17 protein-coding genes are annotated in these 14,331 nt (G+C 68.5%); 12 read left to right on the top strand and 5 right to left on the bottom strand.

Translation table 11 applies throughout. The features are described 5' to 3' along the window. Positions 1–9 precede the first annotated feature (9 nt). Positions 10–918 carry a LysR family transcriptional regulator ArgP gene (locus BLQ28_RS31885; RefSeq protein WP_093247346.1) on the bottom strand — a complete coding sequence of 303 codons (909 nt, stop codon included), beginning with the start codon at positions 916–918 and terminating at the stop codon, positions 10–12. Positions 919–992: 74 nt separating this feature from the next. Here BLQ28_RS31885 and BLQ28_RS31880 point away from each other — a divergent pair, with 74 nt between their 5' ends. From BLQ28_RS31880 to pxpA, 6 genes are all read left to right on the top strand, one after another. Continuing rightward, positions 993–1,628 carry a LysE/ArgO family amino acid transporter gene (locus BLQ28_RS31880; protein ID WP_093247345.1) on the top strand — a complete coding sequence of 212 codons (636 nt, stop codon included), beginning with the start codon at positions 993–995 and terminating at the stop codon, positions 1,626–1,628. A gap of 32 nt (positions 1,629–1,660) precedes the next feature. Next, positions 1,661–2,311 (top strand): RsmD family RNA methyltransferase, encoded by a 651-nt coding sequence (locus BLQ28_RS31875; RefSeq protein WP_093247344.1) that lies wholly within the window; start codon positions 1,661–1,663, stop codon positions 2,309–2,311. A gap of 43 nt (positions 2,312–2,354) precedes the next feature. Next, positions 2,355–2,858: a pantetheine-phosphate adenylyltransferase gene (gene coaD, locus BLQ28_RS31870; protein ID WP_081269908.1), complete on the top strand. Its 504-nt coding sequence runs from the start codon at positions 2,355–2,357 to the stop codon at positions 2,856–2,858. A 6-nt stretch (positions 2,859–2,864) separates the two neighbouring features. Continuing rightward, positions 2,865–3,527, top strand: coding sequence for a 5-oxoprolinase subunit PxpB (pxpB, locus tag BLQ28_RS31865; protein WP_093247343.1), 663 nt, complete (start codon positions 2,865–2,867; stop codon positions 3,525–3,527). Further along, positions 3,524–4,522 carry a 5-oxoprolinase subunit C family protein gene (locus tag BLQ28_RS31860; protein ID WP_093247342.1) on the top strand — a complete coding sequence of 333 codons (999 nt, stop codon included), beginning with the start codon at positions 3,524–3,526 and terminating at the stop codon, positions 4,520–4,522. Before pxpB ends, BLQ28_RS31860 begins: the two co-directional genes overlap by 4 nt. A 68-nt stretch (positions 4,523–4,590) precedes the next feature. Then, positions 4,591–5,325, top strand: coding sequence for a 5-oxoprolinase subunit PxpA (gene pxpA, locus BLQ28_RS31855; protein ID WP_093247341.1), 735 nt, complete (start codon positions 4,591–4,593; stop codon positions 5,323–5,325). A 34-nt stretch (positions 5,326–5,359) separates the two neighbouring features. On the opposite strand, the gene BLQ28_RS31850 is transcribed toward pxpA, so the two are convergent. Then, entirely contained in the window at positions 5,360–6,298 is a 939-nt protein-coding gene (locus BLQ28_RS31850) for a LysR family transcriptional regulator (protein ID WP_093247340.1), read from the bottom strand. A gap of 241 nt (positions 6,299–6,539) precedes the next feature. Between BLQ28_RS31850 and BLQ28_RS31845 the strand changes: the two genes are divergently transcribed. From BLQ28_RS31845 to pcp, 3 genes are all read left to right on the top strand, one after another. Beyond that, a complete protein-coding gene (locus tag BLQ28_RS31845) occupies positions 6,540–8,252 on the top strand; it encodes a hypothetical protein (protein ID WP_256327535.1) in 1,713 nt (570 codons plus the stop codon). A 19-nt stretch (positions 8,253–8,271) separates the two neighbouring features. Then, positions 8,272–8,526, top strand: a complete 255-nt coding sequence (locus BLQ28_RS31840) for a hypothetical protein (RefSeq protein WP_256327534.1) — start codon at positions 8,272–8,274, stop codon at positions 8,524–8,526. A gap of 67 nt (positions 8,527–8,593) precedes the next feature. Then, on the top strand, positions 8,594–9,277 hold the full coding sequence (gene pcp / locus BLQ28_RS31835; RefSeq protein WP_093247337.1) for a pyroglutamyl-peptidase I: 684 nt from the start codon (positions 8,594–8,596) through the stop codon (positions 9,275–9,277). Positions 9,278–9,286: 9 nt separating this feature from the next. On the opposite strand, the gene BLQ28_RS31830 is transcribed toward pcp, so the two are convergent. After that, positions 9,287–10,003, bottom strand: a complete 717-nt coding sequence (locus BLQ28_RS31830; RefSeq protein WP_093247336.1) for an alpha/beta fold hydrolase — start codon at positions 10,001–10,003, stop codon at positions 9,287–9,289. Between the two features lie 145 nt (positions 10,004–10,148). Between BLQ28_RS31830 and BLQ28_RS31825 the strand changes: the two genes are divergently transcribed. Both BLQ28_RS31825 and BLQ28_RS31820 read left to right on the top strand, forming a co-directional pair. Further along, complete coding sequence (locus tag BLQ28_RS31825) at positions 10,149–10,793, top strand: Yip1 family protein (protein WP_093247335.1); 645 nt, start codon at positions 10,149–10,151, stop codon at positions 10,791–10,793. 31 nt (positions 10,794–10,824) lie between these two features. Further along, a complete protein-coding gene (locus tag BLQ28_RS31820) occupies positions 10,825–11,520 on the top strand; it encodes a histidine phosphatase family protein (RefSeq protein WP_093247334.1) in 696 nt (231 codons plus the stop codon). Between the two features lie 13 nt (positions 11,521–11,533). Here BLQ28_RS31820 and BLQ28_RS31815 read toward each other — a convergent pair whose 3' ends face one another. Beyond that, positions 11,534–12,907 (bottom strand): tetratricopeptide repeat protein, encoded by a 1,374-nt coding sequence (locus BLQ28_RS31815; RefSeq protein ID WP_093247333.1) that lies wholly within the window; start codon positions 12,905–12,907, stop codon positions 11,534–11,536. A gap of 30 nt (positions 12,908–12,937) precedes the next feature. Next, on the bottom strand, positions 12,938–13,336 hold the full coding sequence (locus tag BLQ28_RS31810) for a tautomerase family protein (protein ID WP_093247332.1): 399 nt from the start codon (positions 13,334–13,336) through the stop codon (positions 12,938–12,940). Positions 13,337–13,458: 122 nt separating this feature from the next. Here BLQ28_RS31810 and BLQ28_RS31805 point away from each other — a divergent pair, with 122 nt between their 5' ends. Further along, complete coding sequence (locus BLQ28_RS31805) at positions 13,459–14,319, top strand: LysR family transcriptional regulator (RefSeq protein WP_093247331.1); 861 nt, start codon at positions 13,459–13,461, stop codon at positions 14,317–14,319. Positions 14,320–14,331 lie beyond the last annotated feature (12 nt).

Raw genomic sequence — 14,331 nt, 5'->3', positions numbered from 1 at the left:
GGCTGGCCGTCAGGCCAGTGCGTGCGGCCCGCTGGTGGCGGCGGCACGCACCGCCGCTCCCAGCTTCTTGAGCAACTGCGGCGCCGCGCGCGCCTGCTGCCAGTAGAGCGGCACCGGCAGCGTCGAGCCGGGCACCAGCTCCACCAGCCTTCCTTCCCGTATCGCGTCGGCCACCATGCTGGCCGGATGCATGCCCCAGCCCATGCCCGCGCACGCCGCGTCGACGAACGCCGTCGACGAGGGTACCCAGTGCCGGGGCGTCTCGACATTGCGATGGCAGATGCGGCGCACCCAGCGCGTCTGCAGGCGGTCCTTGCGGTCGAACACGAGGCTGGGCGCGTTCGCCAGCGTGCGGGCGCCCACGCCTTTTTCGAAATACCGCCGCACGAAGCCGGGGCTCGCGGCCGCCACGTAGTGCGTCGTGCCCAACGCCTCGCTGTTGCAGCCGGCCACCGGCTGGGCCAGCGCGGTCACGGCAGCGAGCACTGCGCCGCTGCGCAGCCGCTCGGCCGTGTGGTCCTGGTCGTCGACGGTGAGGTCGAGCAGGGCGCCTTCTTCCTGCGACGCAAAGGCTGCTGCGGCGGCGATGAACCACGTCGCGAGGCTGTCGGCATTGACCGCCACCCGCACCGTGACGCGTTCGCCCGCCTCGCCGCCCATGCCGAGAGCGGGCAAGGCCTCGTGCAGTTCGTGTTCCAGCATGCCCACGCGCTCGACGTGCCGGCACAGCTGCAGCCCCGCCTCGGTCGCGACGCAGGGCTGGCCGCGCACCAGCAGCGCGCCGCCGGTGCGTTCTTCGAGCGCCTTCACGCGCTGCGACACCGCCGAGGGCGTGACGTGCAGCGCGCGGGCTGCGCGCTCGAAGCTGCCTTCGCGCACCACGGCGGCCAGGGCGTTGAGGGCGGCGTAGTCGAGCATGGGATGAAGCCAAACTGAATTGAAGTTAGAAAGTTTAGTTTGATTGAATCGGATGCAGGCGGCAAGCTCGCGCCATGCCTGCCGAAATCGTCTCCGCCGCCTTCCTCAACGGACTCTTCATGAGCCTGGTGCTCATCGTCGCCATCGGCGCCCAGAACGCCTATGTGCTGCGCCAGGGGTTGCGGCGCGAGCACGTCAGCGCCGTGGTGCTGTTCTGCGCGGCCAGCGACGCCGTGCTGATCGGCGCCGGCGTGGCTGGCATGGCGCAGGCGCTCAAGGGCCGGCCGATGCTCGCCACGGTGCTTGCCGGGTTCGGGGCCGCGTTCCTGTGCGCCTACGGCCTGAAGGCGCTGTGGCGCTCGCGCCAGCCCGGCGCGTTGCAGACGACGGCGCAGGGCACATCGCTTTCGCGCGCGGCCGTCGTGGCGCAGGCCGCCGGTTTCACGCTGCTGAATCCGCATGTCTACCTCGACACGGTGCTGCTGGTGGGCAGCGCGGGGGCGCAGTACGCGGGCTCGCTCAAGGTCTGGTTCGTGGCGGGTGCGTCGCTGGCGAGTGCGCTGTGGTTCACCGCGCTGGGCTACGGCGCACGGCTGCTGGCGCCGGTGTTCGCCCGTCCGCGGGCCTGGCAGATGCTCGACGCGCTGATCGGCGGGACCATGCTCGTGCTGGCCGCCATGCTGGCCCGGCGCGCCTTCACGGGGCTTTGAAGGCCGGCGCACGGCGGCGTTAAGCTCGCCGCATGCCCCAGAAGAAAGCCGCAGTTCCCTCCCGCCCCTCGCCCGTCCGGCGTCCGTCGAAGCCGCCCAGCGAGGTGCGCATCATCGGCGGCCAATGGAAGCGCACCCGCCTCGCGGTGGCCGACAAGCCCGGCCTGCGCCCCACGCCCGACCGCGTGCGCGAAACCCTGTTCAACTGGCTGGCGAGCCTGGCCGGTGCGGGTGGCGGCGAGTTGCCCGGCTGGCATTGCCTCGACGCTTTCGCGGGCACCGGTGCGCTCGGGCTGGAAGCCGCGTCGCGCGGCGCCGCCAGCGTGGTGCTGTGCGAGCAGGACGCCGCACTGGTCGCGCAACTGCAGGCCGCAAAGACCAAGCTGTCGGCCGAGGCCGTGCGCGTCGAGCGCGGCAATGGCGTGACGGCGCTCGAACGCGTCACGGCCGGCAGCCTGCATGCGGTTTTTCTCGACCCGCCCTTCGAGAGCACCGCGCTCTATGAACCGGCCCTGCGCGCAGCGGTGCGCGCATTGCGTGCCGGTGGTGCCGTGTACCTCGAAGCGCCCCGCCGCTGGACCGACGAAGAACTCGCGCCTTTGGGCCTCGTCGGTTTCCGCTACCTGAAGGCCGGCGCCGTGCATGCCCACCTGCTGCGGCTTGCAGCGGACGTGACTGCATAATCCGCCGAACAAGCCGCATCGGCTGCATGAGGAAGAAGCAACCATGGCCAGCAACGTGATCGCGGTTTATCCCGGCACATTCGACCCCATCACCCTCGGTCACGAGGACGTGGTGCGGCGCGCAACCCAGCTTTTCTCCAAGGTGATCGTCGCCGTCGCGGCGGGCCACCACAAGAAGGCGCTCTTCACGCTGTCCGAACGCATGGACATGGCACGCGAGGCGGTCAAGCCGTACAGCGACCAGGTCACGGTCGAGAGCTTTTCCGGCCTGCTGCGCGACTTCGTCGTGGCGCGCGGCGGCAAGGCCATGGTGCGCGGCCTGCGCGCCGTGACCGACTTCGACTACGAGTTCCAGCTCGCGGGCATGAACCGTTCGCTGATGCCCGATGTCGAGACCGTGTTTCTCACGCCGAGCGACAAGTACCAGTTCATCTCCAGCACCTTCGTGCGCGAGATCGCGATGCTTGGCGGCGAGGTCCACAAGTTCGTCTCGCCGAACGTGGAGCAGCAGCTCGCGGCCAAGGTCCGCAGCCTCGGCCGTGAATAAGCCGCGATGAGCGGCTCGCCCCCGCCCCGACTGCATCTTCTGGGCGATGCAGCGCTGTTGTGCGAGCTGCCCGCGCCCGCCACGCTGGCGCAACAGCAGAAGATCTGGGCCCTGGCCATGCAGGTGCAACACTGGCCGGGCGTCGGCGAAGTGCTGCCGGGCATGAACAACCTCACGCTGACCTTCGACCCGACCGCGATCGATCTCGACACGCTCACGGCACAGGTGCTCGATGCCTGGCCGAGGCTTGGCGAGGGCGCGGTGGAAGGCCGGCGAATCGAAATTCCCGTGGCCTACGGCGGCGAGTACGGCCCCGACCTGGCCGACGTCGCGGCCCACACCGGTCTCACACCAGAAGAAGTCGTGCGACGCCACAGCGCGGGCGAGTACGTGGTCTACCTGCTGGGCTTCCTGCCCGGCTTTGCCTTCATGGGCGGCCTGGCGCCCGAACTTGCCACGCCGCGACGTGCCGAACCGCGCACGGCTGTGCCCGCAAGCTCGGTCGGCATCGGCGGCGAGCAGACTGGCATCTACCCGCTGGTGTCGCCGGGTGGATGGCAACTGATCGGCCGCACGCCGCTGGCGCTGTTCGACCCGACGGCCGAGTCGCCCACCCTGCTGCGGCCCGGCGACCGGGTGCGCTTCGTTGTCGAGAGCGTAGAGACATGATCGTCATCCAGAAACCCGGCGTGCTCGCGTCGGTGCAAGACCTGGGGCGGCACGGTCACCGGCAGCTCGGCATCTGCCCGGGCGGCGCGCTCGACGTGCTCTCCCTCACCTTGGCCAACCGGCTTGTGGGCAACGCGGACAGCGCGGCCGGCCTCGAACTCACGATGGGCGGCTGCGAACTGCGCTTCGAAGCCGACACGCGCATCGCGCTGACCGGCGACGACTTCAGTGCCACGCTCGACGGCGTGCCGCTCTGGCCCTGCTGGAGCGTGTCCGTGGCCGCCGGGCAGACGCTCAAGCTCGGCGGCGCCAATGCGGCGGGCCGCAAGAAAGCCGGTCTTCGCAGCTGGCTCGCGGTGGCGGGCGGCATCGACGTGCCCCCGATCCTCGGCTCGCGCAGCACCGACCTGAAAGCCAGCTTCGGCGGCCATCAAGGCCGTGCGCTGCGCAAGGGCGACCGGCTCGCGCTGGGCCCGTCGCGGCTCGACGAAGCGCAGCGCACCCGCCGGCCCCTGGGCCTGCGCGGACCCGACTGGGGCCCCGAAGAAGACGACGCGGCCATCACCTTGCGCGTGCTGCCCGGCCCCGAGTTCGAACAGTTCACGCTCGCCGCGCGCGAGCTGCTCTGGGGCGAACGCTGGCGCATCACACCGCAAAGCAACCGCATGGGCAGCCGCCTTGCCGGTGCAGAACTCAAGCGCAGGCGCGGCGGCGACATGCTCTCGTCGGGCGTGATCCCCGGCACGATCCAGGTGCCGCCCTCGGGCCTGCCGATCATCCTGATGGGCGATGCGCAGACCACCGGCGGCTATCCGCGCATCGGCGTGGTGATCCGCGCCGATCTCTGGAAGCTGGCGCAGGCGCCGCTCAACGGCAAGCTGCGGCTGGTGCAGGTCGACATGGCGCAATCGCTGGCCGCATGGGCCGACCAGCAACGCTACCTGCGGCAGGTGGCGCAAGGGTTGGTGGCTGCAGGCTGGCCGGTCGCGGCATAGACTGTGCGAGCAGACGGCGCGAGGGCCGGCGCAGCGCCGATCCCCGCCGCAGAAGAAGGAACCTCCCCATGCACATCGACCTCAACGCCGACCTCGGCGAAGGCGCCGGCAGCGACGAAGCATTGCTCGGCCTCGTGAGCTCCGCCAACATCGCCTGCGGCTGGCACGCGGGCGACGCCAGGACCATGCAGCAATGCGTGCGCTGGGCCATTCAGCACGGCGTGGCCATCGGCGCGCACCCGAGCTTTCCGGACCGCGAGAACTTCGGCCGCAGCACCATGCACCTGCCACCCGAAGAGATCGTGGCCAACGTGCTCTACCAGGTCGGCGCGCTGGCCGCGATCGTCAAGGCCGAAGGCGGCACGCTCTCGCACGTGAAGGCGCATGGCCAGCTCTACAACCAGGCGGTGAAAGAGCCCGAACTCGCCGATGCGCTGTGCGAGGCGGTGCGCCGCTTCGATTCCTCGCTCAAGTTCTTCGGCCTGGCCGGCAGCCACATGATCGACGCCGCGCGCCGCGCCGGCCTCACGCCCATCGAGGAAGTGTTCGCCGACCGCGGCTACATGCCCGACGGCAGCCTGGTGCCGCGCAGCCAGCCCGGTGCGCTCATCGAGAGCGAAGAGCAGTCGATAGCGCAGACGATTTCGCTCGTGCGCGACCACCGCGTGACCGCCATCGATGGCAGCACCGTGGCCGTCAATGCGCAGACCGTGTGCCTGCATGGCGACGGTGCCCATGCACTGGCCTTTGCGCGCCGCATCCGCGAGCGACTGCAGGCCGAGGGCATCGCGGTTCGTGCCTGAACGGTTGTGCCGTCGGCGCCGCTCATGCGTTCGCTCATGACAGCGGCGCGGGCGACAGCGCACTGACCCATTCTTCTCCCGCTTCGGCGCAGTAGTCGGCCACGATGGCCCGCGTGAGCTTGGCGACCGCATGCACGGCAGGCGCCGTGTCGCGCGCATGGGCCACCGTGATCACCATCGGTGGCAGCGCAGGCCCTTCGCGGATTTCGAGATAGCCCTCGGCCAGCTCCTCGCGCACGAAGATCGGCGGAATCGCCGCCACGCCGAAGCCGCCTTTCGTGAGCTGGATGATCGACTGCACAGACGGAAAGCTGCACACGCGCGGCTCCGTGGCGCGGCCCGCGAACAGCGCCCTGACATGCGCGCGCGGCCCCGAGGTGCGGGAGAAGGTGAGCACCGGCACCCGCTCCAGGTCTTCGAGCCGCAGGGTCCGGGCCTTCGGCAGCACCGCGGGGCGCGCGATCCACAGCATCGGAAAGCGGCACAGCGGCGTGACGGTCGCGCCTTCGTTGCAGGCCACATCCGCGATGTCGTCGTTCTGGATCAGCATGTCGAACTTGCGGTGCCTGAACTGCTCGCGCAGGTTGTAGGCCGTGTCTACCGTGATGTCGGGCTCGATGGCCGGCAGCCGCTCGCTCAGCGTGTGGATCAGCGGCGTGAGCCAGGTGTGCACCACCGTTTCGATCACGCCGATGCGCACCCGGCCCGAAGGCGGCGCGTCGGGGTGGACGGACAGCTTGAGCTGCTTCTCCAACGCGAGCATTTGCTCGGCCTGGCACACCACCTGCTCTCCGATGATCGTGAGCTTGAGCGCACGCTGCGTGCGGTCGACAAGCTGCACGCCCAACTCTTCTTCCAGCGCTTCGATGCGCTTGGACACGGCGGCCTGGGTGGTGCACAGCATCTGTGCCGTCTCGCGAAAGCTCTTGAGCCGATCGAGCATGACGAGCGTCTCGAGGAATCGTGTGTTCACTGGTGAAGTTCTCCCTGCGTTCAGGCGTCTGGCGAATTTTTGTTATCGGCTCATCAACAAAAACTCGTTCGACAGCACCCGAGGCGACATGTTTTCATAAAGCCGTCACACAGACACAGAGGTGCAACCCGCCCCCTTGCGAAGCCGGTTTCTGCAGACGTCGATTGGCTTCGACGCCTGCAGAAGTCGTGCCAGGGACGCTGCACGGCCTTCACACGATCCATCAGAGGGAATGGAAAAGATGAAACGTACGATCATTGCCAGGCGGCTGAAAACAGCGGTCGCGCTCGGCGTCGGCGCGCTGGTCCTTGCGAGCTGCGGAGGGGGAGGCGGGAACGGGAACGACGCGGCCGCGCTCGCTGCCATCGCGGCGGCGAATGCGGCAGCCGCTGCGGCAGCAGGGGGGGCGACGCCGCCACCGCCACCTGCGCCGCCGCCGGTCGTGAACCCGCCTGCACCGCCCGCGATCCAGGCCAAGTGCGCGATGGACACGACAGTGGCGCCGTCCTATGAAGAGCAACGGCTGCCCAACAAGCTCTCGCGCAGCGACGCACTGAGCTTCTCGCAACAACTGCTGCAGGCCAGCGGCTTCGACAAGTTCGGTCCCGACTTCGCCAACAAACTGTGCAGCAACGGCCTGGCGGGAGCCTCGACGTACGACGACGCCGTGACGCTGCTTCATGCCGAAGGACTGAAGCTCTGGCAGGCGGCACTCGACCGCGTGCAGGGGCGCGCCGTGCAAGGCACCCTGCCGAAGAGCGACGACCGCATGCTGTACTGGGCCCGCCTCACGATGACGCTGGCGCTGCGCCAGTGGAAGCCCGACTTCCCGTTGACGGACGACCAGCGCGCGGCGTTGCAGGTCGAGTTCGAGAAGGCCTCGCGCGGACAGTACGCCATCGACTTTCCTGAAGGGCCGAAATACAAGCGCGTCCTCGTGAGCGGCTTCGATCCGTTCACCCTGGGCGACGCGGGTACGGACGGCGATCTTTCGATCCGCATCGGCAACCCCTCGGGTGCGACCATCCTGTCGCTCGACGGCAATACCGTGGCACTGCCCGACGGCACCACGGCCGTCATCCGAACATTCATCTTGCCCGTCAATTACGGCCCCTTCATCGCCGGCATGCAGGAGGATGCGCTGGGGCCGTGGTTCAAGCCCGGTGCCAAGCGGGTCGATGCGTCCGTCAGCATGAGCCAGGGCGGTGGCGAATTCGATCTGGAGCACTACAACGGCCGTTATCACTACGCGGCCTTCCCGGGCAACGACAACCTGAATCCGCCGTGCGCCGATGGCGGAGGATTCCCGTCCGCGCTGGAGTGCGACATCTTCCCGCCCGAGCGCTGGCTGGGCTATGCATCCAAGCCCTGGCAACGGGATGCATCGCCGCAATTCACGGTCGCGACACTGCCGTTCCAGAAGCTGATCGACGCAAAGACCGGCGCGGGCATCATCAACAGGGACACCAACCAGACCGGTGGCTGGGCGGTCGTGCGCCACGACCCCTACACCGTGGGCCCCTGCACAAAAGCGGCCGGAGACGCTGCCACAGCCTATGACGCGGCCCAGGCTGCCGTGAAGGCCGCGCTCGCCGCATTCAGCGCACCGGGTGTGGATTGGACGGTGGCGTACAAGAACTACACGGACGCGGTCGCCGCCGCGGCCCTCGTGACCCCGCCGAACCCGCTGGAAACCAATTGCGCACTGACGGGCGGTGGCGGCAACTACCTGTCCAATGCCAGCGCCTATCGCAATACCTTGATGCGGGACACCTTCAAGCTCAACATCCCGGCAGGGCACATCCACACGCCGGTCATGACCGCCTTCGGGAGCGGCAGCGACGGAAAGATCACCGACGCAACTTTCGAAGGCCGCCGCGACTCCATCGTGGCGCAGGCCCGTAACCTCGTGATGGCGCTGGCAAGCAGCCTTGCGACGCCGCCCACACCCTGATTTCACCCGGAGCATGACCATGAAATACGCATTTCACGCTGCCATCCTCGGACTGGCCATGTGCAGCGCCGTGCTGGCCCAGCCCAGTGGTGGCTTCTACCTGCTGAAGAACAAGGACAGTGGCAAGGTCCTGTGTTCGCAGAACCCGATAAGCCCGGACTGGGTTCGGCAGTTGGGTCCGTTCAAGGACAAGGACTGCAAGATCGAGCAGAAACCCGAGCCCGTGCGCACCGACCTGCCGGCGAGCCCGCTCGACCTCGCACCCAAGAAGTAGGGGCAGTAGGGGCTGCCGGCGCGGGCCTCATTGCGGTACCTTCGGCACATCCCGCCGAAGGTTGCCCATGACCCAGCCCAAGTCGTCGTCTTCTTCTCCACCCGCACACGTCCTGCTCACCGGCTTCGACCCGTTCGAGCAGGAGGCCGTCAACCCGTCATGGGAGGCGGTTCGCGCGCTCGATGGCTGGAAGGTCGGCCGCGCCGTTGTGCACGCGCGGCAGGTGCCCTGTGTATTCGGCGATGCCATCGACACGCTGCTGCGCGCCATGGACGAACTGAAGCCGCGCCTCGTGCTGTGCATCGGCCAGGCCGGTGGGCGCGCGGAGGTCGGGGTCGAGCGCATCGCCATCAACATCGACGACGGCCGCGTGGCCGACAACGCGGGTCGCCAGCCGATCGATGTGCCCGTGGTGCCGGGCGCGCCCGCTGCATATTTTTCGACGCTGCCCATCAAGGCCATCGTGCGCGACCTGCGCGCCGCCGGCGTGCCGGCCTCGGTGTCGAACACCGCGGGCACCTTCGTGTGCAACCACATCTTCTACGGCCTGATGCATCGCATCGCCACGCACCCGGTGGCGGGGTTGCGCGGCGGCTTCATCCACATCCCCTACCTGCCCGATCAGGCGGCCCGCTTCCCTGGCGCGCCGAGCATGTCGCTCGACACCATGGTGCATGCACTGCGGATCGCGGTGACCACCGCGCTCAAGATCAGGCAGGACATCGCCGAGACCGGCGGCCAGCTGCACTGATGAGCCGTATCAGGCGACCGAAGAAGGAAACTGCTTCGCCAGCCAGCCATTCAGTGCCGCATTGACGAGGTCGGGCTTTTCCATCGTCAGCATGTGGCCGCATTGCGGCACCCACACGACCTCGGCCTGCGGCAGCAGCGCGGCCATTTCGCGCGTGCATTCGGGCGGGGCCAAGCGGTCGTCGTCACCGCACATCAGCAGCACCGGCGCGCGCAGCGAGGGCAGGTGCAGGCGCGCGTCGGGCCGCCGCGTCACCGCACGGTTCTGGCTGATGAGCTGGGCCGCGCCGGCACCGAGCACGATGTCCAGGTAGCGCTGCACGAGCACCGGGTCGGCCGCCTGCGTGGGGTGAAAGGCGAAGTACACGTTCGGCTCGATCACGTCGCGCAGCTCGCCGCGCTCGAAGTATTCGATGGCGCCTTCGCGCAGCGCGAACATGTCGGGCGTCTCGGGCCGCGCGCTGGTGCCCAGCAGTGCCAGGCCGGCGATGCGTTCGGGCGCCTGCCGGGCCGCTTCCATCGCGACCATGCCGCCCATCGACGCGCCGCACAGCACCAGCGGACCGTCGTGCTCGCGCAGCACGGCGGCGGCCATGCCTTCGATGCTGTCGTTGCGCGTCTGGGCGTTGCTCACGCGGGGCTGGAAGACGGAGGGAAGGGCGGGGAGCTGGGCTTCCCAGAGGCGCTCGTCGCAGGCGAGGCCGGGCAGCAGGACAAGATTTGGCATGGAGACGGATTCTGCGCGATCGTGGCCATCGGCGTAACGGCATAGGCTTCATGACCAGCAGCCAGCGCGGGTCGCCATCGACATACTTTCGGGCGCTGCGCGGCCTGTCGCGCGAGCCTTTGCGATCCATGTCGAGGACAAGAACATGAACCTGGTTGAACGCGTGCAGGCGATCCTGCTCAAGCCCAAGGCCACCTGGCCCGAGATCGATGCCGAGCCGGCCGACGCCGCCTCGCTCTACAAGAACTACGTGATGATCCTTGCGCTGATCCCTGCGGTGGCGGGCTTCATCGGCCTGTCGCTGATCGGCATCGGCGCCTTCGGCGTGAGCTTCCGGGTGCCGCTCGGCGCGGGGCTCGCGAACATGGTCGTGGGCTATGTGCTGTCGCTGGTGATGGTGTTCGTGCTCGCGCTGATCATCGACGCGATGGCGCCGACCTTCGATGGCACCAAGAGCCAGATCGGCGCGCTCAAGCTTTCGGCCTACGCGAGCACCGCGGCCTTCGTGGGCGGCGTCTTCAGCCTGCTGCCTTCGCTGGCGATCATCGGTGCGCTGGTGGCGCTGTATGGCGTCTACCTGCTCTACACCGGGCTGCCGGTGCTGATGAAGTGCCCGCCCGACAAGGCCATCGCATACACGGCCGTGGTCGTGGTCTGCGCCATCGTCGGCGGCTTCATCATTTCTTGGGTGCTGGCGCTGCTCACGCCTTCGCCAGTGCGCCTGGGCGTGGGCCTGCTGCCGGTCGATGCGGTGGTGGCCATGCAACAAAGCGTGAGTGCCACCGCCTGAGCGTCATGTGCAGGGTGGAAAATGGGCGGCAATGCCAACGCCCAAACCCGACACCACCACCGACATCATCCTCATCCGCCACGGCGAGACCGCCTGGAACCGCGAACTGCGCTTCCAGGGCCATGCCGATGTACCGCTCAACGACATCGGCCACGAGCAGGCACGCCGCATCGGCTTGCGGCTCGCCAGCGAAACCGCAGTACAGCACCTCATCAGCAGCGACCTGATGCGCGCGCAGCAGACCGCCGCGCCCGCCGCGCTGCAGCTGTCGCTGCCGGTGGTGACCTCGGCCGCCCTGCGCGAGCAGTTCTTCGGCGTTGTCGAAGGCATGCGCTCCGACGAAATCCAGAGCCTGCATCCACGCGCCTGGGAAGAGTGGCTGGAGTTCCGCGAAGACCACGCCATGCCCGAGGGCGAGACGCCGCGCGAGTTCCATGCGCGCATCATCGCGGCGCTGGGTGGCATCGCCGCCGCGCACACGGGGCAGCACCTGATCGTGGTCACCCACGGCGGCGTGCTCGACATGGTGTGGCGTACCGCCAAGGGGCTGAGCCTGAGCGGGCCGCGCCGGAGCGACATTCCCAATGCGGGCTTCAACCGCATCCGCATCGCCGACCCGGCCAAGCCGGAGGCGATCGAGATCGTCGACTGGGCCGACACCCGGCACCTGGCCGACCTGCCGCCCCAGCCGACCTACGACCAGACGCGGCACCTGAAGAACAAGTGAGCGGCGTGCTTCCTCAGCCTCGAGGAAGCTGGCCGAGCCCCAGCCGTGCATAGACCGCACCCGCCTGCCGGCGCAGGCGCAGCGACTCGGGCTGGCCGTTGAGCTGCTGCTGCAGGATGCCCTGCGCCGCAGCGAGCGTCGATTCGGTGCCGATGCGCACCAGCGCATCGAGGTACAGCTGCTCGAACAGGTCGCGTTGCGCATGGCTGCCGCCGATCTCGATCAGCCGCGGCAAGGCCACGCCCAGGCCTTCGATGGCCCCCGCGAAATCGCCACGTGCGTGCGCCACGAGCCCATGCGCCGCAGGCACGCAGACGCGTTGCCATGCCGCCCGCGTCGAAGGCGGTGCGCCGGGCGCGAAGGCTTCGATGTTGCGCAGCAGCGTGCCGGCCTCGGGCCGACCGGCGCGCGCGAGCCCGTAGAGGTATTGCAGATCGAGAAAAGGCAGCACGTGGTCGGCCTGGCGCTGCAGCAGGTAGCCCGCCACGTCGTTCCAGCGCGTGCCCACGTCGATGCCCGCCAGCTCCAGGCGCGCCAGCAGCGATACGGCGCCGATCTGGTCCTGCGAATAGTCCTTGACCACGCCCCAGGCATGTTCGTCGTACACCGCGAGCGCTTCGGCATCGCGGCCCAGGTCGATGAGGAACAACGCCACATGCCACCAGTTGTGCGTGACCATGAAGGAGTTGAGCCCGGTCCAGGTGTCGCTCACGCTTTGCATGAACGCCAACCCTTCGGCGAGCCGGCCCTCGGTGAGCATCACGTGCGCCAATGCGTGGTGCGCCCATGGCTCCTTGCGGCACATTGAGATCGCGCGGCGGGCGCTGGCTTCGGCCTCGCGCATCAGGTGGCATTGCTCGTAGCCGAAGGCCGTCATGCCGTGCACGTAGGGCACGTCGGCCGCCGAAGGCAGCACGGCCAGCGCGAGCCGCAGCATGCCCGGACAGTCGCCGGTGTTGAAGCAGTGGTACTGGCCGAGCTTGACCGACACCAGGTCGCGCGGATGCTCGCGGGCCTGCTCGGCATGCAGCGCGATCGCACGTGCGATGTCGCCATCGGCCCAGGCCTCGATGGCTGCGATGTAGCGCTGCTCGCGCGGTGTGGCGCGCGCGGCGCCGGCCCTGGCCTTGTCGAGAAACGGCCGTGCGTTGGCGACGGCTTCGCGCGACTCGGCGAACAGGTGCAGCGTGGCGCAGTAGGCCTGCACGATCGGGCTGGCATCGGCTTGCGCCACCGCCAGCAGGTTGACGGCGCGCGCCTCGGTCGAGATGAAGCCCATGACGAAGTCGTCGACCAGCGGCAGGCTGGCGATGTCGTCGAGGGTGAGTGGATTGCCGAGGCTGTCGGCGGCTGGCACAGCGATGTTCGTGGGGTTTCCGGAGGGCATGGCGCATGGTGCCATGCCCTTGGCGATGCTTCAAACCCCGGCTTGCTGATGGCGGTACTCCTGCGTCTTGCCGCCGTAGCCGTAGGCCGCGCCGCGCGCGTCGATCACGTGGATGTACGACACCTCGTGCAGGTTCGGCCGCAGCTTCACCATGGCCGCATGCACTTCGCGCAGGTAACGCGCCTTCTCGGCCTTGGTGTTGGTTTCGTCGGTGATGCTGATGTCCAGGTGAAACGCCGACTTGCCGAGCGAGGCCAGCGACTGGCCGCCGATGAACCAGGCGTCGGCGGAGATGTACTGCACCGTGGTGGCGATCACCGGCAGCTGCTTGCCGAGCACGCTCTGGGTGAGTTCCCCGACCGCGTCAACGGCCTTGCGGGTGAGGTCGGCATCGGGTTCGCCGGAAAGGTGGATGACGATGTGAGGCATGGTGAGCTCCTTCGGTGGCAGTGAGGAAATGAATGAACGATGGGGTGATTGTGGGAATTCCATTACCATCGGAAAAGCGGGAAGATATGATCGAATCCATCGGACAAACGGATGGATGGCGTATGCAAGGATTCGATCTGGAGCAGCTTCGCACCCTGGCCGCCGTCGTCGATGCGGGCAGCCTCACGGCGGCCGCGCCACGCGTGTTCCTGTCGCAGTCGTCGGTCAGCGAGCAGATCCGCAAGCTCGAAGAGCGGGCGGGGCAGTCGCTGCTCACGCGCAGCAAGGCGGGCGTGGCGCCGACCGAGGCGGGCACGCGGCTGCTGGCGTATGCGCGGCGCATCCTCGCGCTCAGCGACGAAGCATTTCGCGATCTGCATGGCGAGACGCTGCAGGGCGAACTGCGGCTCGCGGTGACCGACTACTTCCGCCCTGGCGATCTCACGCGGCTGCTAGGCCGCCTCGGAGAGAGCTATCCGCAGGTCCGGCTGCACGTGAGCATCCTGAAGAGCGACGAACTGCGGGCGGCGTATGCGCGAGGAGATTTCGATGTGGGGCTGGCGATGGACATCGCCGGTGCTTCCCCGGCGCAGGCGCGTGCCGCCGTGATCCGTCGCGAATCGCTGGTGTGGCTGGCGGCGACCGGCGTGCGGCCGACGCGCGGCGAGCCTGTGCGGCTGCTGGTGCTGCCCGACACCTGTTCGCTGCACCAGTTCACCGTGGCGCTGTTGCGGCGGCGGCATGTGCCCTATGTGCTGGCGCATGTGGCCTCCGGCGTGGCGGGGTTGCAGTCGGCGCTGGCTGCGGGCTTGGGGGTGGCGTGCCTCAACGAATCCGCCATCTCCGAGGGGGTGGCACGGTTGACGCCACCGCACGGGCTGCCCGCGTTGCCGCGTGTGGCCTTCCAGTTTCTGCCGGCGCGGCGAGGGGAGACCGCATTCGTCACGCGGGCCCGAGAGCTGTTGGCCTCGCACCTGGTGTGAGGCCGCGCCCGA

This window comes from Variovorax sp. EL159, assembly GCF_900100965.1.
GTDB lineage: Bacteria > Pseudomonadota > Gammaproteobacteria > Burkholderiales > Burkholderiaceae_C > Variovorax.
Note: the sequence above shows the minus strand (reverse complement) of the source record. Positions and strands in the feature narration are given on the sequence as shown.